Source organism: Vibrio sp. T3Y01 (assembly GCF_013114525.1).
Taxonomy (GTDB): domain Bacteria; phylum Pseudomonadota; class Gammaproteobacteria; order Enterobacterales; family Vibrionaceae; genus Vibrio; species Vibrio chagasii_B.
In genome coordinates this window covers 25,998-44,429 of the sequence record NZ_VTXJ01000025.1, presented here as the reverse complement: position 1 = coordinate 44,429, position 18,432 = coordinate 25,998, and the positions used below count along the sequence as shown (strand labels likewise).

At 45.0% G+C, this 18,432-nt stretch carries 21 protein-coding genes and 1 other RNA gene; 10 read left to right on the top strand and 12 right to left on the bottom strand.

The features are described 5' to 3' along the window. Positions 1 to 72: 72 nt before the first annotated feature. Genes F0232_RS21190 through rpoE form a run of 4 tightly spaced genes read right to left on the bottom strand, consistent with a single transcriptional unit; the run spans position 73 to position 2,727 of the window. Positions 73 to 543 carry a SoxR reducing system RseC family protein gene (locus F0232_RS21190; protein WP_004739029.1) on the bottom strand — a complete coding sequence of 157 codons (471 nt, stop codon included), beginning with the start codon at positions 541 to 543 and terminating at the stop codon, positions 73 to 75. Beyond that, a complete protein-coding gene (gene rseB, locus F0232_RS21185) occupies positions 540 to 1,502 on the bottom strand; it encodes a sigma-E factor regulatory protein RseB (RefSeq protein ID WP_061032435.1) in 963 nt (320 codons plus the stop codon). Before rseB ends, F0232_RS21190 begins: the two co-directional genes overlap by 4 nt. Continuing rightward, complete coding sequence (locus tag F0232_RS21180; RefSeq protein ID WP_032498782.1) at positions 1,499 to 2,122, bottom strand: RseA family anti-sigma factor; 624 nt, start codon at positions 2,120 to 2,122, stop codon at positions 1,499 to 1,501. Before F0232_RS21180 ends, rseB begins: the two co-directional genes overlap by 4 nt. Before the next feature lie 26 nt (positions 2,123 to 2,148). Then, positions 2,149 to 2,727 carry an RNA polymerase sigma factor RpoE gene (gene rpoE / locus F0232_RS21175; RefSeq protein ID WP_008223963.1) on the bottom strand — a complete coding sequence of 193 codons (579 nt, stop codon included), beginning with the start codon at positions 2,725 to 2,727 and terminating at the stop codon, positions 2,149 to 2,151. Between the two features lie 389 nt (positions 2,728 to 3,116). Between rpoE and nadB the strand changes: the two genes are divergently transcribed. Continuing rightward, entirely contained in the window at positions 3,117 to 4,733 is a 1,617-nt protein-coding gene (gene nadB / locus F0232_RS21170) for an L-aspartate oxidase (protein WP_008223964.1), read from the top strand. 88 nt (positions 4,734 to 4,821) lie between these two features. On the opposite strand, the gene F0232_RS25265 is transcribed toward nadB, so the two are convergent. Both F0232_RS25265 and F0232_RS21165 read right to left on the bottom strand, forming a co-directional pair. Further along, positions 4,822 to 5,250: a protein YgfX gene (locus F0232_RS25265; protein ID WP_105057599.1), complete on the bottom strand. Its 429-nt coding sequence runs from the start codon at positions 5,248 to 5,250 to the stop codon at positions 4,822 to 4,824. Beyond that, positions 5,198 to 5,458, bottom strand: a complete 261-nt coding sequence (locus F0232_RS21165; protein ID WP_004735374.1) for a succinate dehydrogenase assembly factor 2 — start codon at positions 5,456 to 5,458, stop codon at positions 5,198 to 5,200. Before F0232_RS21165 ends, F0232_RS25265 begins: the two co-directional genes overlap by 53 nt. Before the next feature lie 167 nt (positions 5,459 to 5,625). Between F0232_RS21165 and ygfZ the strand changes: the two genes are divergently transcribed. The 3 genes from ygfZ (at position 5,626) to F0232_RS21150 (ending at position 7,832) form a co-directional block, all read left to right on the top strand. After that, on the top strand, positions 5,626 to 6,597 hold the full coding sequence (ygfZ, locus tag F0232_RS21160; protein WP_105057600.1) for a tRNA-modifying protein YgfZ: 972 nt from the start codon (positions 5,626 to 5,628) through the stop codon (positions 6,595 to 6,597). Between the two features lie 4 nt (positions 6,598 to 6,601). Next, on the top strand, positions 6,602 to 7,063 hold the full coding sequence (locus F0232_RS21155; protein ID WP_105057864.1) for an aminoacyl-tRNA deacylase: 462 nt from the start codon (positions 6,602 to 6,604) through the stop codon (positions 7,061 to 7,063). 562 nt (positions 7,064 to 7,625) lie between these two features. Next, positions 7,626 to 7,832, top strand: a complete 207-nt coding sequence (locus F0232_RS21150) for a DUF1107 domain-containing protein (RefSeq protein WP_008223967.1) — start codon at positions 7,626 to 7,628, stop codon at positions 7,830 to 7,832. Between the two features lie 96 nt (positions 7,833 to 7,928). On the opposite strand, the gene F0232_RS21145 is transcribed toward F0232_RS21150, so the two are convergent. From F0232_RS21145 to F0232_RS21135, 3 genes are read right to left on the bottom strand one after another with little or no spacing between them, the layout of a single operon-like run. After that, positions 7,929 to 9,152 (bottom strand): FAD-dependent 2-octaprenylphenol hydroxylase, encoded by a 1,224-nt coding sequence (locus F0232_RS21145; RefSeq protein ID WP_105057601.1) that lies wholly within the window; start codon positions 9,150 to 9,152, stop codon positions 7,929 to 7,931. A 12-nt stretch (positions 9,153 to 9,164) separates the two neighbouring features. Continuing rightward, entirely contained in the window at positions 9,165 to 10,343 is a 1,179-nt protein-coding gene (gene ubiH / locus F0232_RS21140; RefSeq protein WP_105057602.1) for a 2-octaprenyl-6-methoxyphenyl hydroxylase, read from the bottom strand. 23 nt (positions 10,344 to 10,366) lie between these two features. Then, positions 10,367 to 10,942: a YecA family protein gene (locus tag F0232_RS21135; protein WP_004739012.1), complete on the bottom strand. Its 576-nt coding sequence runs from the start codon at positions 10,940 to 10,942 to the stop codon at positions 10,367 to 10,369. Between the two features lie 307 nt (positions 10,943 to 11,249). On the opposite strand from F0232_RS21135, the gene zapA reads away from it, so the two are divergent. From zapA to serA, 5 genes are all read left to right on the top strand, one after another. Further along, positions 11,250 to 11,558, top strand: a complete 309-nt coding sequence (gene zapA, locus F0232_RS21130) for a cell division protein ZapA (protein ID WP_004735366.1) — start codon at positions 11,250 to 11,252, stop codon at positions 11,556 to 11,558. Between the two features lie 11 nt (positions 11,559 to 11,569). Continuing rightward, a non-coding RNA gene (gene ssrS / locus F0232_RS21125) (6S RNA) lies at positions 11,570 to 11,753 on the top strand. A gap of 6 nt (positions 11,754 to 11,759) precedes the next feature. Next, positions 11,760 to 12,359, top strand: coding sequence for a 5-formyltetrahydrofolate cyclo-ligase (locus F0232_RS21120; RefSeq protein ID WP_105057603.1), 600 nt, complete (start codon positions 11,760 to 11,762; stop codon positions 12,357 to 12,359). A 102-nt stretch (positions 12,360 to 12,461) separates the two neighbouring features. Beyond that, a complete protein-coding gene (gene rpiA / locus F0232_RS21115; protein ID WP_004739007.1) occupies positions 12,462 to 13,118 on the top strand; it encodes a ribose-5-phosphate isomerase RpiA in 657 nt (218 codons plus the stop codon). Between the two features lie 261 nt (positions 13,119 to 13,379). Continuing rightward, a complete protein-coding gene (serA, locus tag F0232_RS21110) occupies positions 13,380 to 14,609 on the top strand; it encodes a phosphoglycerate dehydrogenase (protein WP_061032428.1) in 1,230 nt (409 codons plus the stop codon). Between the two features lie 96 nt (positions 14,610 to 14,705). Here the strand turns inward: serA and F0232_RS21105 are convergent, their stop codons facing one another. Further along, positions 14,706 to 15,419: an oxidative stress defense protein gene (locus F0232_RS21105; RefSeq protein ID WP_061032427.1), complete on the bottom strand. Its 714-nt coding sequence runs from the start codon at positions 15,417 to 15,419 to the stop codon at positions 14,706 to 14,708. A 111-nt stretch (positions 15,420 to 15,530) separates the two neighbouring features. Next, positions 15,531 to 16,427: a LysR family transcriptional regulator ArgP gene (locus F0232_RS21100; RefSeq protein ID WP_105057604.1), complete on the bottom strand. Its 897-nt coding sequence runs from the start codon at positions 16,425 to 16,427 to the stop codon at positions 15,531 to 15,533. Positions 16,428 to 16,570: 143 nt separating this feature from the next. Here F0232_RS21100 and F0232_RS21095 point away from each other — a divergent pair, with 143 nt between their 5' ends. Then, the gene (locus F0232_RS21095; RefSeq protein ID WP_105057605.1) at positions 16,571 to 17,200 is read left to right on the top strand and encodes a LysE/ArgO family amino acid transporter; all 630 of its coding nucleotides are present in this window, start codon (positions 16,571 to 16,573) and stop codon (positions 17,198 to 17,200) included. Between the two features lie 84 nt (positions 17,201 to 17,284). On the opposite strand, the gene mscS is transcribed toward F0232_RS21095, so the two are convergent. Further along, complete coding sequence (mscS, locus tag F0232_RS21090) at positions 17,285 to 18,151, bottom strand: small-conductance mechanosensitive channel MscS (RefSeq protein WP_061032424.1); 867 nt, start codon at positions 18,149 to 18,151, stop codon at positions 17,285 to 17,287. Positions 18,152 to 18,432 lie beyond the last annotated feature (281 nt).

The following is an 18,432-nucleotide window of genomic DNA, read 5'->3' as shown; positions in this document are numbered from 1 at the left end:
ATAGCTAACGGTGGCGGCATTTCAATCAAGTTGGCAGATTCTACCCAATTTAGCAGCAAGACGCATCATAAATTAGACGAGTGGCTCACCTAGGATTCGAATCAATACGACTTCTTGCTTGGATTTGTCTTCCATCGGTTTAGCGAGTCGCTTCGCTAAAGCAATACCACCAGCTGTAAATAGGGCTGCGCTCAGTATAACAATCCCCTCGCCCCCTTGAAGTAAGGGTTGTAACAAGAGTTGTCCAATGCCAGCACCAATCATCAACATGAAAAGTGGGATGAGATAAACAATAGCTGCAGACTGAAGTAGGCTTTTTTCAGGAAAGCCGATTTCTACAATCTGACCCGCTTTCACAAGGCTTTTGGTTTTTAATTGCCAAAACAAGGATTTGTTGCCAACCGCTTTGGTGACAATACCAGTGCCGCAGCTTTTTTGTGAAGAGCAGCTGCTGCAACTGGTTTGTTGTTCGCAGCTCAGTTGAACAAAGTATTGCTTACCTTTTTGTTCAACTGAGCTAACGGTAGCCAGCGCGGTCATCATTGCGCTGATACCTGATTATTGAAAGTCACAGATTGAGCGATACGCTTAGCTGTCGCTGGCGGGATATCACCCACGACAGATACCTCTCTGTCGCCAATCACTAAGCTGTGCAAGGTTCTGCGTCCTTGACGTACCAACTGGCCTTTCAATGAGTGTTCGTCTTTGTCGGCGATGTATACCGAAAAACTAAATAACCCATCGCTGAAAAGCTGACTCTCGACCATTTTATCGGTCGCAGCCATTTGGTAACGGCTCAATTCTTTTGACTTAAACCCTTCTGGCACCCATGAAGCTTGCCAGTCGGTCTCACTCACCAAACCTTCAGGTAATGATAAAACCTTCGGCAGTTGCGCTTGGTTTAAGCCGCCCATGGCTTCAGCGATTTTATCATTCACGACATAAGAGATAGTTCGGTACTGTTCCAGTATTTCACCATCACGATCTAATAAGTCGGCACGTAAAGGAAGACTGGTTTTCTCGTCTACCCAAACCACGTAAGAGTAACGAAGGCCATCTTTTGGCACTACGCGTAACACTTGAGTAGTGCTGCCCGCTTCACGAGAACGCCCAACTTTTACAAAGTCGTAGTACTGATTCAGGGATTCGATATCTCGATTGATCATCGGAATAACAGGAGCAACCATACTGCCTGACTGGATCGTAAACGGCTCTGTTCCCGGTTCGATGTAGCTCACTTCATTACCGCGACGAATCACTTCACGAACAGGGCCACTCAGGTAAACAAGGTGTGCGAGTTGTTGGTCGTCGTTAACCGCATGGCGATAAACAAGAGGTTCAATACTGCTCTTCTTGATCAGTATGTAAGAGAGTTCGTAATTTAGATGCTGACTGGCCTCGTTCATTTGATGCAACAACGCCTTTGCAGTTGTTTCCTCTGCAAAGGCTGTTGGAGACATCAAGCTGAACAGTGTCAGTGCACTGACCAGGATTTTCTTCATTCAATGTCCGATTCTAGATGTGCATCTTCCATAGGCGACGCATCACTGTTTAATCTTAGTTGTAGCTCATAATCTTCTAGCATTGCATGAACGCGTTTGCGCTGCTCTTGCAAGTTTGCTTCAGAAGCCGGTCTCTCTACAGAGTCACGCGTTAAGCTCACTGGCTCAGCCGATCCTGCAAATGGAATCGTCTGAAGTACAGGTAACTGTTCTGGTGCCGCTGGGTCGCTGCCACCATATTGTTGAACACCTAATACAACTGCTAATGAAACACACGCTGCCACAGCAACTTGTCCAAACTGTTGTAACCACGCAGGAAGCTGACGCTTCGCTTGCTGAGGCTTTGGTTGCTCTTCAATTGGAGCAACAGTAGGTTCAACATTCACTTGGTGCAGGTTTGGCATTGCACTGTGTGCAGGCTCATCTTCAAGCGCTGCTGCCACACTATCAGCAATGTTCCAATTTTTAGTTTCTGGCGCATCCCCACGCATAACGTCACCAATTAAGTGGTAACTCTGCCAGGTATTCATGCTTTCTTGATCAGATTCTAGGTCTACAATGAGAGCTTTATCGATCGTTTCACCATCCATGAGTGCCGAAAGCTTTTCTTTATCAGCCATTATTTTCACCATAATTATTACAAGTTCTAGCGTTGTAAAAGAGGTTTAATTTTCTTTTCCACCGCTTCACGAGCTCGGAAAATACGCGAACGTACGGTTCCTACAGGGCAATCCATTACTTCTGCAATCTCTTCGTAGCTCAAACCTTCAAGCTCACGCAGCGTCATTGCAGTTTTTAAGTCTTCTGGTAGCGCTTCAATCGCACCAAAAACAACTTGTTTCAATTCTTTTGACAGCGTTAAGTTCTCAGGGTTCGATATTTCTTTTAACGCGCTGCCTGTTTCGTAATATTCAGCATCTTCTGCATCTACATCCGTTGCGGGAGGCCTACGGCTCTGGGCAACGATATGATTCTTAGCGGTGTTCACGGCAATTCGGTACAACCATGTATAGAAGGCACTCTCGCCACGAAAATTAGGTATCGCGCGGTAAGCTTTAATAAAAGCTTCTTGTGCTACATCAGGTACATCACCGGAATTATTCACGTATCGAGAGATAAGATTACAAACTTTGTTTTGATACTTAACCACTAGTAAGTTAAATGCTTGCTTATCTCCACTCTGAACTCGCTCAATCAACACTTGATCGGTTAGCTGCTCGTTCATTCGAGCGGGTACTCCTATTGTTATAACCCTCACCTTCACAGATATGGGTACTAATTATGCGAAATGTAGTATTGACACCACCGTCTACAAGAGCACTATTGTGACTAAGCCAAATACCGAAAGTTCCAACTTTCTTAAAATTATTTGCCATTATTGTTTCACAATGTGATGTAATAAAAATAGCTATCCCTATCAATTTGGGGAAACTTGAGCAAAAGCAATGGTATTGAGCAATTAAATATTTCTAGATAGCTGTCTATATCTTGATTTTGCATAGCGTTTTAGGACGACTCTGGGGAGATTATAACAGTCTTACCGCAACTCCTAAAACAAGACAAAGTCAATTGAGAGTGGACAACTCGACTATAGCCCGGGATTTAATAAGTTTTATGAACGCAAACCGTGAACATCAGTGTGATGTATTAGTGGTAGGAAGTGGTGCGGCAGGCTTGTCATTAGCCTTACGCGTAGCAGAACATGCAAAAGTAATTGTATTAAGCAAAGGACCACGCAGCGAAGGATCGACGTATTACGCACAAGGCGGTATCGCTGCGGTGTTCGATGAGTCTGACAGTATTGAGTCTCACGTTGAAGATACTCAAATTGCCGGGGCTGGGTTATGTGAAGAAGATACAGTTCAATTCATTGCTGAGAATGCTAAAGAGTGTGTGCAATGGCTGATTGATGGCGGTGTTCCATTTGATAAAGATGAGAACAGCACCGATGGTCAACCTAAGTATCACCTAACTCGTGAAGGTGGACACAGCCACCGCAGAATCCTGCACGCTGCCGATGCAACTGGCATGGCGATGCAAACCTCACTGCAAGACAACGTCAAGAATCACCCGAACATCGAGATCTTCGAGCGCCACAACGCGCTGGACCTGATCACTGAAGATAAGATTGGTGGATCGAAAGACAAGGTGATCGGTGCCTACATCTGGAACCGCAACCAAGAACACGTAGAAACGGTACGCGCTAAATTTGTTGTGCTTGCTACTGGCGGCGCATCCAAAGTGTACCAATACACGTCTAACCCAGATGTATCTTCTGGTGATGGTATTGCGATTGCTTGGCGTGCAGGTTGTCGTGTAGCAAACCTAGAGTTCAACCAATTCCACCCAACCTGCTTGTTCCACCCAGAAGCGCGCAACTTCCTACTAACGGAAGCACTACGTGGCGAAGGCGCATACCTGCGTCGCCCGGATGGTACACGCTTCATGAAGGACTTCGATGAGCGTGGTGAATTGGCGCCTCGTGATGTGGTTGCTCGCGCAATCGACTTCGAAATGAAGCGATTAGGTGCAGACTGCATGTACGTCGACATCAGCCACAAACCTGAAGAGTTCATCACCGCGCACTTCCCAATGATCCATACTCGTTTGATGGACTTGGGTATCGATATGACCAAAGAGCCAATCCCAATTGTACCGGCTGCGCACTACACCTGTGGTGGTGTAATGGTCAATAAAGATGGTCAAACGGATCTGCAAAACCTCTACGCGATTGGTGAGGTTAGCTACACTGGACTGCACGGTGCGAACCGTATGGCATCAAACTCACTACTAGAATGTGTGGTTTACGCGTGGTCGGCAGCAAAACATATCGTTGAGAACATTGAACAGTCTCAATTGTGTGCTGAACTTCCAGCATGGGATGAAAGCCAAGTCACTAACAGTGATGAAGAAGTTATTATCCAGCACAACTGGCATGAACTTCGTCTATTCATGTGGGATTACATGGGTATCGTACGTACAGACAAACGTCTTGAGCGCGCAATGCGTCGTATTCAGATGTTGCAGCAAGAGACTCACGAGTATTACAGTAACTTTAAGGTGTCGAACAACCTTTTAGAGCTGCGTAACCTGCTTCAAGTCGCTGAGCTAATGGTTCGCTGTGCAATGCAACGCAAAGAGAGCCGCGGCCTGCACTACACATTGGATTACCCAGAGCTAGCTGAAGACAGTGGCCCAACGATTCTGACACCAGAGAAACGTCAATCGTAACTTGGCGCATTCGTCAGTCACGAAAAGTAATCAAACGAAAGGGAGCCTAGTACTCCCTTTTCTTTTGTCTCAAGGCTTATTGATTACTTTAAGTTAGCGAACGTATTCGTTGTAAGTTCGCCAAAAAGTGCCGATATTCTTGCTCTTGGCAACTGTCTCGCCATAGTAGTACCGAGTGACCACATTCAAATTGTAATTTTACGAAGAATTGAGCCCAAATCTGATCGACCGACTTTAAACTGTATGTACAGCCATTCAAACGCACTTCACCATCATCCTTATAATCAAGACCCCCTTGAGCGCTGGTGATAAGCATGTGATTGGCACGAAACAGATTGAAGGTTAAATAGAGACAATAAAGGCTGACTGCCAGCGGAATAGAAGAGACAACGATAAAAAACAAAAGGCACCCGAAAACAGTGCCTTTTGTTAATAATGCGAAATACGAAGGGTTAAGCTGGAGCTTAACGAACCTTGCTGAGGTTGTGTGCGACAATTTTATCAACCATTGATGCATGACCCAGGTTTTCACTACGGCCGTGGCCCATCACCCAGGTAAACAGGTCTGGATCATCACACTCTAGTAAAGAAACAAACTCGCGCTGTTCCTGCTCTTGCAATGAATCAAAACACTCTTCGAAAAATGGCATGATGACTACATCAAGTTCTAACATGCCTCGACGGCAACCCCATTTAATTCGTGCTTTCTGCTCTGCAGTGTACATTGGCTATCCTCACCTATAATTTTTCTTTCTTGGAGTGTAACAAGTCATACGCTCTGCAACTACTATGTGGGTCACAGTCCCTATCTCAGCTCACAAAAAAACCTAGGCTGACAAAGAAACAGAACAGGATTAACATAGAGCCAAATAAAATTCTTAGGAAAGATAAAATGGATTGGAAAAACACCTTTCAGCCGCACGCTCATACGCAAAATGATTCGCTTCCAGAACTGATGATGACACATGTGTCAGACTGGAGTGCAATTACCATGGTAGGCGATGACAAAAAATCGTACCTACAAGGTCAAGTAACGTGCGACGTCGTGACTCTTCCTAATGATGAATCCACATTAGGCGCCCACTGTGATGCAAAAGGAAAGGTATGGAGTATCTTCCGCCTATTCCACCACAACGGTGGTTATGCGCTTATGCAGCCTAAGTCTGCGATTGAAGTTGAGCTCGTAGAAATCAAAAAATACGCGGTCTTCTCTAAAGTCGATATTGAGCAAACCAACGATGTGATTATCGGTGTGATGGGCGCAGCTGCGGATCAATACATCGACTCAATTTCAGAGAGCCAAGGTAAAGTTCGTGCGATTTCAGGCGGTACAGCTGTTCAAGTCGCAGAAAACCGCTGGGCTCTGCTTGTAACAGAACAAGCTGCAGAAGCTTTGGTCACTAGCAGTTCTGCGGAGAAAGTCTCAGAGGCGCTATGGCAGTATCATGAAATTATCGATGCTCAGCCTCACCTAACCAAAGCAGAGCAAAATGAACACATCCCTCAGGCACTTAACCTGCAAGCGATTGGTGGCATTAGCTTCACCAAGGGCTGTTACACGGGGCAAGAAACAGTAGCTCGCGCTAAATATCGTGGCATGAACAAACGTGAAATGCGCATTGTTTCTGGTTCGACTGCGGAAGTGCTAACACTAGAGAGCCCTATTGAGCTAGAGCGTAGCGTGGGTGAAAACTGGCGTGGTGCAGGTCGACTGATCAACGTATATCAATTTGCTGACAACCAAGCGATTGGTCTAATGGTTCTGCCGAACAACCTGGATGACGATGTTCAACTGCGTTTGACAGCACAACCTGATCAAATCTGGAATATCCTGCCACTGCCTTACAGTGTTGACGACGAGTAATTACGTGAAAACAGTGATTACACAATGGCTCGATCAGCAGCAGGTAAACTATCGCCTGCTGCTGCAAAGCAAGCCAACCACCAGCATCGAAGAAACCGCACAAGAGCGAGGCATCGCCCCCTCTCAAATGGTGAAATGCATTCTACTCAAAGACATGGGCAATCAATACGCCTTAGCCTGTACGGCTGGTGATCGCTCGGTCGACCCAAAGAAAGTGCGCTCAATTTTAAATTGCCGCCGAATGACTTGTGTTCCGCTAAGCGATGTAGAGTCCATCACTGGTTTTAAGATAGGTTGTGTTGGCCCTCTTGCATTAAAGAGGCACATGCCGATCATCTTTGATCCTTCGATTCAAAACAATTCGACGGTGACCATCAGCTCTGGGGATCGAATGGCAGGTATTGCTCTGGATCCCGATGATCTCATAGCCCTATGCGCGCCTATCATTACAGAGATCAGCCGATGATCAGATCAAAGCAGTAACTGATCGCAAAGTCACATTCCAGTTTTCACTAGATACATATTTATTGTGAAGTTCGTCATAAGATAAATAGATTAAGGTTAAATATTTAATCAAAATTAAAGCATAAGTAGTCACAAGTGAAAAACTGCGTTATTGTGGATTTACTGACTAGCCCCTAGGCAAATCAGTACAAGTGAATCCACTGAGTAACATCAGTATCCACTTTTGTGTAATGCATCTGTGACTATTCGCCCGTTTTAGACGGGCTTTTTTTTGTCTTAATTTTACAATTTGATTACACAAACAAAAAAATCCCGCCTATTCTTATACTTGTCACATTAACACTGCTTAATACCGAACAGGAAAGTTCACGGCAGTTCACTACTCAGTATTATTTTGGGGAGGAGCTCACGTAAAAATAGATATTTACTGTAGAAAGTGCTTAGAACAGCACAAATATCTAATTAACGTCAACGCTACTGCATATTACTCCATGCTTATCACAATTATTTTTCCGGAGTTTTTCTATAATGTGCAGGCTAGGTAAATATAAGGATAATTAAGAATGAGACTGTTTAAGCGCTATACACCGAGTATGATTGCTAAACATGTAAGTCGACTTTTCAAAGGACGAATCTACATTTACGGCGTAGGGAAATTTGAGTTTGATAACGGCAAGTTAGTCCTGCCAGATCGAGCAGAGCAACGCCACTTTCAAACAGTGAAAGAAATAAATAGTGAAATTATGAAGCTGCGCTGTGCTTACGCATAATCTGATTATCTAGAAGATTCCAAACAAAAAGGGTTGGCTTATTGCCAACCCTTTTTTCGTATTAATGACTCTACGAATAATAGGTACATTCAGACGTTATCGATGAATCACAGGGCGCTTTGCCAGATCAGGAAGATTACCCGCAAGACCCAGAGCTCGCTTCATAATTTCATCTTTTGCACCAGGCAACTGACCCGCAAGCTTCATACCTATGCCACGAATCAGCTTCTTAGCTGGGTTATCGCCTTCAAACAGATCTTTAAAGCCCTGCATCGAAGCAATCATCTTCGCCGCTTCTGCTTTTCTCCAGCGCTCATAACCACGTAAGTTACGCTTGGTACCAATGTCTTCACCTGCTGCCCAAAGCTTTAATAGCTCTTGTGCTAGGCTGGCTGCATCTAACAAACCAAGGTTAACGCCCTGCCCTGCAAGCGGGTGAATGGTATGGGCTGCATCACCCACCAAAGCTACGCGTTCTACTGCGAAGTCACGCGCATATCGCATGCGTAATGGGAAAGCAAAACGCTCACCAACCACTTCACATAAGCCAAGCTTTGCATCGAACTCAGCTGTTAACTGCTTATTGAATTCAGCATCCGACATTGATACGAGGTTCTCGGCACGATTAGGCTCAGTAGACCAAACAATCGAGCTCATGTTGCTCGGTTGCATTGGTAAGAATGCCAACGGACCCTGTGGCGTAAATATTTGACGAGCCACACTATGATGCGGTTCTGCGGTTTTAACATTAGCAACAATTGCACTGTGTCCATAATCCCAATGCGTGAGCGGAATATCTTGCTGCTTGCGAACCCAAGAGTTAGCTCCATCCGCACCCACAACGAGTTTAGCCGTTAGTGCTTGACCGTTATCTAAAGTCAGCCATGCTTCACTTTCACCAATTGCCATTGTTTTGCACGTTGCAGGCATGTACAGGCTCACATTGTCTTGCTTCTTCACTTGCTCAAGCAAGGCTAATTGAATCACACGGTTCTCAACAATATGACCGAGGTTCGGTTGCGCTAAACGCGTTGAATCAAATTCAATACGTGCGAAGCTATCTTGTTCCCATACTTCCATCGCTTGATAAGGGGCTGCACGTCTTTGCTCAATTCCCTGCCACGCACCTAGATTACGCAAAATCACTTCACTAGAACGGCTCAATGCAGAAACTCGTACGTCTGGCAGTTCATTCAGCCCTTCACTAGGCGCTCTGCCTTCAATCACAGCGATTCTCAGGTCGCTGTCTTTTAAAGCAGCCGCAAGTGCAAGCCCAACCATGCCTCCACCAACAATCGCGATATCAACACTTTGCATCATTATTTATCTACCTTATCTTTCTACTAGGCCAAGCGTATGACGCAAAAGTGGACCTTTAAGTGGTGGAAGGTTATCCATAACAGCTAACCCAAGGTTGCGCCCGAGACGAGCGGTTAAAAAATCATTTGAGAATAGGTGTACAAGGCTCGATGTCAGTGTAATCGTCGCCCCTCTGTCCTGTTCTCTACGTTTTCTAAAGTTAACAAGACCAGTGTATCGGCCAACATCATCCAACTGAGTACACAACTCTTCGGCTAAAGAAGCCACATCACGAATACCAAGGTTAAAACCCTGACCCGCGATCGGGTGAAGAGTTTGAGCGGCATTGCCGACAATCGCAAATCGATGAGAGATATTTTGTTGTCGGTGACGAAGAATCAGAGGATAGCTCGCACGCTTGCCCACCTTCTCTAAACGGCCTAGTCGCCAACCAAAGTCGATCTGCAACTGTTCAAGGAACTGGCTGTCGTTTAAAGTCATGACTTTATCAGCTTGTTCTGGCGGTAAGCACCAAACTAGCGATAGGCGGTTGTCCGTCATCGGTAATAAAGCAACTGGCCCATGATGAGTAAAACGCTCAAAAGCGCGACCTTGATGCGGCTCGCTCGCCACAATATTGGCAATGACAGCCACTTGCTCAAAGTCATGCTCGCTCAACGAAATATTCAGTTGTTGGCAGCAGGTAGAGATCGCTCCGTCAGCTGCAACCAACAACCTAGTAGTAATAGTTTGCCCGCTGTTAAGGTCAATGGTCGTCAGTAAATCACTGCGCTCAATTTTCGCTACTGAGTCAGGGCACAGCATCGTAATTGCCTCTTCTGACTCCAGCTTTTGCTGATAGATTCGACCGACATCCGCCAACTCGACCACATAACCAAGCGCATCAACCGCAAGATCTTCGCTGTAAATATCGGTCATCCCTGCATGCCCACGATCCGAGACATGAATATCTTTAATCGGGGTAGCGACAGGAGCGATCGATTGCCACAACTGCAATGAATCGAGGATCTGTACTGTGCCGTAAGACAAAGCAATAGAACGAGAATCAAACCCAGGATGAGCTTGATGATCAACCTGATAAGGTTCCACTACCGCAATCGACAGCGAACCTTGGCTTAGGTGATTCAAAGCCAGAGCTAAAGTCGCCCCTGCCATCGCACCACCAGCAATTACAACATCATACTGAGCCATCATAACCTCAAACTGGCAAACGATTAGTGAATGGTTGGAGCTACATCTTCAGATGGGCGTGCACCAAACTCAGCATGAATGGTTAATGCACAGGCTTTTACGTGCTCAATAACGTGCTCTAGAAGTTGCGCTTGCTCTTCTAGGTCATCATCTTCATCAATACCTAGCTTTGCCATCTCTTCAAGATCAGCCAGAGCTTCTTTAGTGCCTTCCGACGCCTTATTTAACTGAGCGCCAACTAGTCCTAAACCAGAGATGAAGTGGTTGATCCAATCAGACACACCGTCAGCTAAATCAAACAGGCTCGCACTTGCGTCTTCATCAGGCAGTAGCATAGACAATTCCATGCCTGAACCCGTAATCTCACTAGTGGTTACTTTCAATGTCGCTTCCGCTAACGTTAATGCGCGATCCGGCCAACCCATACCTTCGTTGGTGTAATCAAAGATCAGTGGCTGCCAGCTCTTATCTGCTAGGCTTAAGCCTCCGCTTAACATACCCGTCAATAAACCATGCATCTCAGCAGGGGTTACGGCTAGACTTGCCGATTGAAGTTCAGTCGCAACCGTTAGGTAATCAGGTAAAGTAGTTTCGCTCATCAGATAGCTCGCTCAGTTATTCTTTATATCGATAGTATAATCGTACCACTTCACCCCAATTCTGGTAAGCATCGATCCCTAGCAATTAAAGAATGACTGACTACCAATTGTTCAATTTGCTGAATTACTGTGTGCTCAAGCTCTCATTTACAAACAGTCACTCTGAAAAGCTTGAATCTTAATAGCGGTTTACCTATAGTTTCTCCCTCAGAGGAGATTGCTTCCTCATCGGTACTTGCACTTTTTGTTTCAAGAAAATAACGAAGAGCAACAGCCTTAAAATAGCGCGTTAAAGAGTTCATCCATCATGAGTAATCAAGCGGTAGACGTTGAAATATTAGGAAAACTGACTCGAGTGAATTGTCCACCAGGGCAAGAAGAGTCATTGATTGCAGCGGCGGCCGATCTTGATAATCGATTGAAAGAGATGGCTGAACGTACTAAGGTAACCAATGAAGTGAAGCTGCTGACTATCGCAGCTCTGAACATTTGCTATGAATTACAAACTAAGAAATTTGAAGCAAATGACGAACAAAACGCACTGACCGAGCGAATGGAACAGCTCACAACATCACTTTCAGATGTTCTCAGTAAGGTTAAGCACGGACAGCAATAGCGTACACAAAATTTACCCTGGAGTGTTTGTCAGAGGATTCACGTCCCCGAGCCGATAAGCAATCCCTAAGGGTTAGTACTTGAGTGCTATTGAGCATGCTCGGCCCGACCGAGAAGCCTACGGTAATCATTGCTGATCCGCCTTGAACTCGCTGGTTCAAGGGCCATCTATTCTCAACGGCACTTTGGGGTATCCCTTCTTATGAAGACGCTCACACGCAGCGAATTTCGCAAACAGATCCGCATTAAACGCAACTCCCTATCTAACGAACAACAAGCTCAATCCGGTTTAGACTTAGTTAAGCAGTGCGCTCAACTCGATGACATTCGGTCTGCTCAACATATCGCACTTTATATCTCGATCGATGGTGAACTTGATACCCAACCTTTAATCGAGTGGTTATGGTCGCAAGGTAAGCAAACTTATTTACCTGTATTACACCCGTTCTCTGACGGACACCTGTTGTTTCTGCACTACTCTCCAACCACACCCACTGTTTTAAATAAGTACGGCATTGTAGAACCCCAGCTTAATCAAACGTTGGTGAAACCTTGTCAGCAACTCGACCTCATCCTGACGCCCCTTGTCGGCTTTGACTCTCATGGTCACCGCTTAGGTATGGGCGGCGGATATTACGATCGCACCCTAGCGAAGTGGTTTGCGACCGGCGAAGGTGCAACTCCAATTGGTTTGGCTCACGATTGCCAACATGTCGATACTCTACCGATTGAGGAATGGGACATTCCGTTACCTAAAATCGTGACTCCGAGTAAAACTTGGCAATGGGAAAGTAACCATTAAAGCGCTATAATCCCGCCGCAAACGTTAACCTTGATATACAAACGTTAACTTCAATACGCGAACGACTAATTCAAAGCGCAAGATCTTATTCAGGAGAATGGCATGACTCAAGATGAAATGAAAAAAGCAGCGGGCTGGGCAGCACTTAAATATGTTGAAGAAGGCAGCATTGTAGGTGTTGGTACTGGCTCTACAGTAAATCACTTCATCGACGCACTGGGCACAATGAAAGACAAAATCAAAGGTGCAGTTTCAAGCTCTGTTGCTTCAACGCAACGCCTAGAAGAGCTAGAGATCAAAGTGTATGAGTGTAATGATGTTGCTAAGCTAGACATCTATGTTGATGGCGCAGACGAGATCAACCCAACTCGCGACATGATCAAGGGCGGCGGTGCAGCTCTAACTCGTGAAAAAATCGTAGCGGCTATCTCTGATAAATTTGTATGTATTGTTGATGGCACGAAAGCTGTTGATGTACTGGGTAAATTCCCTCTACCGGTAGAAGTTATCCCAATGGCGCGTTCATACGTTGCGCGTGAGCTAGTTAAGCTTGGTGGTGACCCGGTTTACCGTGAAGGCTGTACAACGGATAACGGCAACGTGATCCTAGATGTTTACGGCATGGCTATTGAAAACCCGAAACAGCTAGAAGACATCATCAATGGTATTGCTGGTGTGGTAACGGTTGGCCTATTCGCACACCGTGGTGCAGATGTGGTTATCACAGGTACCCCTGAAGGTGCAAAAATCGAAGAATAAATAATAGAAGATTGAGTTTTTCTGTTACTTCATTACATACGGTGCCCAAGGGCGCCGTTTTTTTTGCTTTGTACCTGTAAAATTATGTCTTATTCCGTAATTTTCTTACCCAAAACATTTTTTTTTTGTTACTTTATTGTTCAGAAGACGCACAGGGAAAACGTTTGTCTCCTAACAAAGTGGTGAGTTTGTTCCCCTTTCAGCCATTTTGTAGCACGTGCGCCGCATTTGCCCAACCTTTCCATTTTAAGGACGAGAACAATGGCCAAAGTTTCACTGGAAAAAGAAAAAATAAAAATTCTACTTCTAGAAGGTCTTCACCCTTCTTCAGTAGAAGTACTTCAAGCCGCTGGTTACACAAATATTGAGTACCACAAAGGCTCACTACCTGAAGATGAACTACTTGAAGCAGTTAAAGATGCTCACTTCATCGGTATTCGTTCTCGCACAAACCTTTCCCAAGAAGTGATTGATGCTGCTGAAAAATTGGTTGCTATCGGTTGTTTCTGTATCGGTACTAACCAAGTAAACCTTGAAGCGGCTGCAAAACGTGGCGTACCTGTCTTCAACGCACCATTCTCAAATACGCGAAGCGTTGCGGAACTGGTTCTTGGTCAGGTTCTACTACTACTGCGTGGCATCCCAGAAAAGAACGCTCTTGCGCACCGTGGCATCTGGAAAAAGAGTGCAGACAACTCTTACGAAGCTCGTGGTAAGCGTTTAGGTATTATCGGTTACGGCCATATAGGTACTCAGCTAGGTATTATTGCGGAAAACCTTGGTATGCGTGTTTACTTCTACGATATTGAAAACAAGCTGTCTTTGGGTAACGCAACGCAAGTTCACACCATGACAGAACTGTTGAACAAGTGTGATGTGATCTCTTTGCACGTTCCAGAAACTAACGAAACCAAGAACATGATGGGTAAAGAAGAGTTCGAGCGTATGAAGCCAGGCTCTATCTTTATCAATGCAGCGCGTGGCACTGTAGTCGATATTCCTGCTCTGTGTGGTGCTCTAGATTCTGGTCACCTTGCTGGTGCAGCTATCGATGTATTCCCAACCGAACCAAAAACCAATGCTGACCCATTTGAGTCTCCATTGATGCAGTTCGATAACGTGATTCTTACACCTCACGTAGGTGGTTCTACTCAAGAAGCGCAAGAGAACATCGGTGTTGAAGTGGCTGGCAAGCTAGCGAAATACTCTGATAACGGCTCTACTCTATCAAGTGTTAACTTCCCAGAAGTATCATTGCCACTACATACAGGCACGTCTCGTTTACTGCACATTCACGAAAACCGCCCTGGTATCCTAACTCAGATCAACACCATCTTCGCTGAAGAAGGCATCAACATCGCGGGTCAGTACCTACAGACTGCGGCTGATATGGGTTATGTAGTTATCGATGTAGAAGCGGACCGTTCAGAAGAAGCGTTGCTTAAACTGAAAGAGATCGAAGGCACCATCCGTGCTCGTCTACTTCACTAATCATCGAACTCGATACTAGAAAAACAAAAAGGCTCTCATTACGAGGGCCTTTTTAGTATTTGGCCTATGGTAGGCAATTAGATCATGATGATCTAATTACTCTTCAAGCTGATAGATCACATTGACACGATCACGAATAGTGATCGTTGAGTCTTCATAAGAGTTAGATTCTGTTCTCGCATCCATTGCCATAGAACGCATTAATACCGGCTGAGAAGACTGTGCGTTGTAATCCACACGCCAAACATCACCAAGCTCACGCTCAAAACCCGTCGCTAACGATTTCGCTTTCGCTCTTGCGTCTTTGATGGCTTCTAAACGCGCTTGTTCTTGGTATTTCGCCTGATCACGCACTTGCAATTGGATGTTATCGATCTGGTTAATCCCTTGAGCAATAGCAATATCCATATACTCATTGAGATTCGATAACTCCTTCACTTCGACCGTCACATTACGTGAAGCTCGGTAACCGACCAACTCTGGCTTGCCGTCTTTTGGATAGTGATATTGAGGTGCTAGGTACAGGTTAGAGCTGTGTACACTCGCCTCATCAACACCGGCTTGGTGCAGCTTGTTAAGAAAACCGGTTACCACTTTATCAACGGTGATTTTTGCTTGTTCTGCCGTCATCGTTGACTCTACAACTCTGACCGAAAACGTCGCCATATCGGGCGTCGCGATTACTTCGCCATAACCGGTGGTAGAAATATGCGGAAAAGATGGCGAGTTAGCCAATGCAGAAAAGCTCACAGCGCTCAAGGCAGCAGTAAGGGCAAGAGAGGTTGCTAACATCTTTGGTACAAACTTCATGGGGGGAGACCTATGCTAAACAAATGTCTTTTCATCATAGAGTAATTTGTCGCTTATCCAATCCAGATGCAACACTTCTAACAGAACTTTGACGCTGAAAAAACCACCAACTTACTGTGGTAGATGTTCGTGAGCAAAACTCAAGATCGCTTGCGAGATCTCTTTAAGTACCCCACTTTCAAGCTGCCAATGGTGCCAATAAATCCGATAAGACAATAAAAAACCGGGGGTAATATCAATCAACGAACCCGATTCTAGCTCCTCGATGATCTGTAACCTCGGAATCAAACAGTAGGCAACGCCCGACAATGCTAAACGTACAAATGCTTCTGAGCTACCGACCGTGTGATTGATCACACTGTCTCTAGGCACATTAAAATGATCATGCAAAAACTTCTTATGTAGGTCGTCATATTGATCATAAGACACTGCAGGGGCTTTTCTCAATGTGGTGTAATTAACCCCTTCAGAAAAATAACGTTGATGAAAGTCAGGGCTCGCCACACACACATAATCCATGCGACCAAGGTAGTCGGCACTACAGCCAGGAATCGCTTGAGACTCCAAACTAATAGCACCTGCCACTTCACCACTTTTGATTTTCTCTATGGTTCTCGATTCGCCATGAATAGCAAGATTCAATTCCACTTGGCGCGACTTCATCACACCCGACAAAGCAGGCAGTAACCAAGTGGCTAAGCTATCCGCGTTGGTCGCAATGGATATTGATAAGGGCTGATTACCATCTTCATTCATGAGTTCGGGAACCAGTTCATGCTCCAGCAAACGGACTCGACGATATAACCCTAGTAACTTTTTACCGGCCGGGGTTGGTCTGGGTGGGTTTTCCCTTACCAATGCAGGTTGAGCGAGCCACTTTTCTAGCTGTTTAATGCGCTGTGACACCGCAGATTGAGAGATATATAACTGCTCTGCCGCCCTTTCAAAACTGCGTTGTTTAACCACGGCATCCAGCGCTTCTATCCATTTATAATCCAAACCACGCATTGCTTTGCTTCCTTTTTAATCAGAACTTACACCACATTAGCAACTCTAATAATATATTAAAATCATTAATTATACTTATCATGAGGAGCGGAGTATCTTCCCTTTATCACCAGCGTATGTCGTTAATTTAATGGGAGGTTAAAATGAGTTTTTGGGTTTTATTACAAGGTTTTGGTCTAGGGGCAAGCATGATTATCCCTATTGGCGCACAAAATGCGTACGTCCTGAATCAAGGGATAAAGCGCAATCACCATTTAACCACAGCAACGATTTGTAGCTTGCTCGACACCCTATTTATCTCGTTAGGCATCTTTGGTGGTGGCGCTATCTTGTCGCAAAATGAAGTACTGCTCACTTCAGTGACGCTGGGGGGGATCGCTTTCCTAACTGTCTATGGTTTGTTGTCGCTGCGTAGTGCTTTTAAAGCGCCTTCAGACAAGGAATCAAAAGGTGAAATATTGGCTCGTGGTAAACGTACCGTCATCCTAGGAGCGTTGGCAGTTACAGTATTAAACCCACACCTCTATTTGGATACAGTTGTGATTCTTGGTTCGATTGGCGGACAGTTTGAAGGTAACGACAGAATTGCTTTTGCTATGGGAACCATATTGGCTTCGTTCGTTTGGTTTTACTCGCTCTCACTGGGAGCAGCAAAGCTTGGCCCAACGCTGTCTAAACCAAGTGTTAAGAAAGGCATTGATATCGCTGTTGCGACCATGATGTTTGCTATCGCAGCGGTACTCGCCAATGGACTTATTGAGCAGTATTGGTAGAAGTCGTTTGAAAATATAGCTCCAAGAAAAAAGGCGGATAACCTAAGTTATCCGCCTTTTTTTGTTCAACGTGTCGAAGCTTTATTAGCCCTCAACTTTGTTCATGTGAACATCCATTTGTGGGAATGGGATTTCGATACCTTCTTTATCCAAGCCTTCTTTGATTGCTTGCATTAGGTCGAAGTAAACATTCCAGTACTCAGCAGTGCTAACCCATGGGCGAACCACGAAGTTAACTGAAGAGTCAGCTAGCGTGTGGACACCAACTTGAACACCTGGTTCTTTCAATACACGCTCGTCAGATTCACATATCTGAGTCAAAAGCTCTTTGGTCTTTTGTAGATCTGCACCGTAAGAAACACCGATCATTAGGTCGATACGACGTGTCGCATGACGAGAGTAGTTAGTGATTGGGCTACCGATAACGCTGCCGTTTGGTACTACAACCATTTTGTTATCAGGCGTTGTTAGAACCGTTTGGAAGATTTGAATCGAATCAACTGAACCTGCAACACCGCCAATTTCTACGTAATCACCAGATTTAAATGGACGGAATGCAACAATCAGTACACCTGCAGCGAAGTTCGATAGTGAGCCTTGCAGAGCAAGACCAACCGCTAGACCAGCCGCACCAATTACCGCAACAACAGATGCAGTTTGAACACCAAGGCGACCAAGAGCTGCAATCAGAACGATAACAAACAACAAGTAACGAACTAAACCATGGATGAACTCAACAACCGCTCGGTCCATCTTCTTCTTCTGAAGAACCTTAGCTACGCTGTTCGCTACAGCCTTTACGATTAGGTTACCAATAAACAGAATAACCAGTGCAGATATAATGTTTACACCGTACTGAATAAACAAATCTGAGTTATTCGTTAACCACTGTTCTGCGTTTGAAAGACCATCCACAAGCGGGGTCTCAATCGTTGTAGAACTCTCAGCCATAATGTGCATCCTCTATGTAATATGCTATGAGCTAAACTGCCTTAAACCAAGCCTTACTATTTAACCGCCACCTTTAATTTGTATAATTAAATCATAACGTTAACGTAAAAACTTGCTAAGTCCTTTTTACGAAACAGAGTGTCTATCCCCTGTTTTTCGGCACGATATCCTATCTTTGACAGATTGCAAAGTCATATTTATGTAAGCCTTTGAATAAAGGAAGCTTACGCATAAACACAAATACCGATAATTAAAAGACTACGAAATTTATTCACCGTACG

Coding starts and splice junctions, on each gene's coding strand:
- rpoE (WP_008223963.1), bottom strand. CDS start 2,727: ATGAACGAGCAGCTAACCGATCAAGTGTTGATTGAGCGAGTTCAGAGT.
- rpiA (WP_004739007.1), top strand. CDS start 12,462: ATGACTCAAGATGAAATGAAAAAAGCAGCGGGCTGGGCAGCACTTAAA.
- F0232_RS21120 (WP_105057603.1), top strand. CDS start 11,760: ATGAAGACGCTCACACGCAGCGAATTTCGCAAACAGATCCGCATTAAA.
- F0232_RS21150 (WP_008223967.1), top strand. CDS start 7,626: ATGAGACTGTTTAAGCGCTATACACCGAGTATGATTGCTAAACATGTA.
- F0232_RS25265 (WP_105057599.1), bottom strand. CDS start 5,250: ATGCATCAATGGTTGATAAAATTGTCGCACACAACCTCAGCAAGGTTC.
- F0232_RS21190 (WP_004739029.1), bottom strand. CDS start 543: ATGATGACCGCGCTGGCTACCGTTAGCTCAGTTGAACAAAAAGGTAAG.
- zapA (WP_004735366.1), top strand. CDS start 11,250: ATGAGTAATCAAGCGGTAGACGTTGAAATATTAGGAAAACTGACTCGA.
- F0232_RS21095 (WP_105057605.1), top strand. CDS start 16,571: ATGAGTTTTTGGGTTTTATTACAAGGTTTTGGTCTAGGGGCAAGCATG.
- nadB (WP_008223964.1), top strand. CDS start 3,117: ATGAACGCAAACCGTGAACATCAGTGTGATGTATTAGTGGTAGGAAGT.
- F0232_RS21135 (WP_004739012.1), bottom strand. CDS start 10,942: ATGAGCGAAACTACTTTACCTGATTACCTAACGGTTGCGACTGAACTT.
- F0232_RS21180 (WP_032498782.1), bottom strand. CDS start 2,122: ATGGCTGATAAAGAAAAGCTTTCGGCACTCATGGATGGTGAAACGATC.
- ygfZ (WP_105057600.1), top strand. CDS start 5,626: ATGGATTGGAAAAACACCTTTCAGCCGCACGCTCATACGCAAAATGAT.
- F0232_RS21165 (WP_004735374.1), bottom strand. CDS start 5,458: ATGTACACTGCAGAGCAGAAAGCACGAATTAAATGGGGTTGCCGTCGA.
- F0232_RS21105 (WP_061032427.1), bottom strand. CDS start 15,419: ATGAAGTTTGTACCAAAGATGTTAGCAACCTCTCTTGCCCTTACTGCT.
- mscS (WP_061032424.1), bottom strand. CDS start 18,151: ATGGCTGAGAGTTCTACAACGATTGAGACCCCGCTTGTGGATGGTCTT.
- F0232_RS21145 (WP_105057601.1), bottom strand. CDS start 9,152: ATGATGCAAAGTGTTGATATCGCGATTGTTGGTGGAGGCATGGTTGGG.
- rseB (WP_061032435.1), bottom strand. CDS start 1,502: ATGAAGAAAATCCTGGTCAGTGCACTGACACTGTTCAGCTTGATGTCT.
- serA (WP_061032428.1), top strand. CDS start 13,380: ATGGCCAAAGTTTCACTGGAAAAAGAAAAAATAAAAATTCTACTTCTA.
- ubiH (WP_105057602.1), bottom strand. CDS start 10,343: ATGGCTCAGTATGATGTTGTAATTGCTGGTGGTGCGATGGCAGGGGCG.
- F0232_RS21100 (WP_105057604.1), bottom strand. CDS start 16,427: ATGCGTGGTTTGGATTATAAATGGATAGAAGCGCTGGATGCCGTGGTT.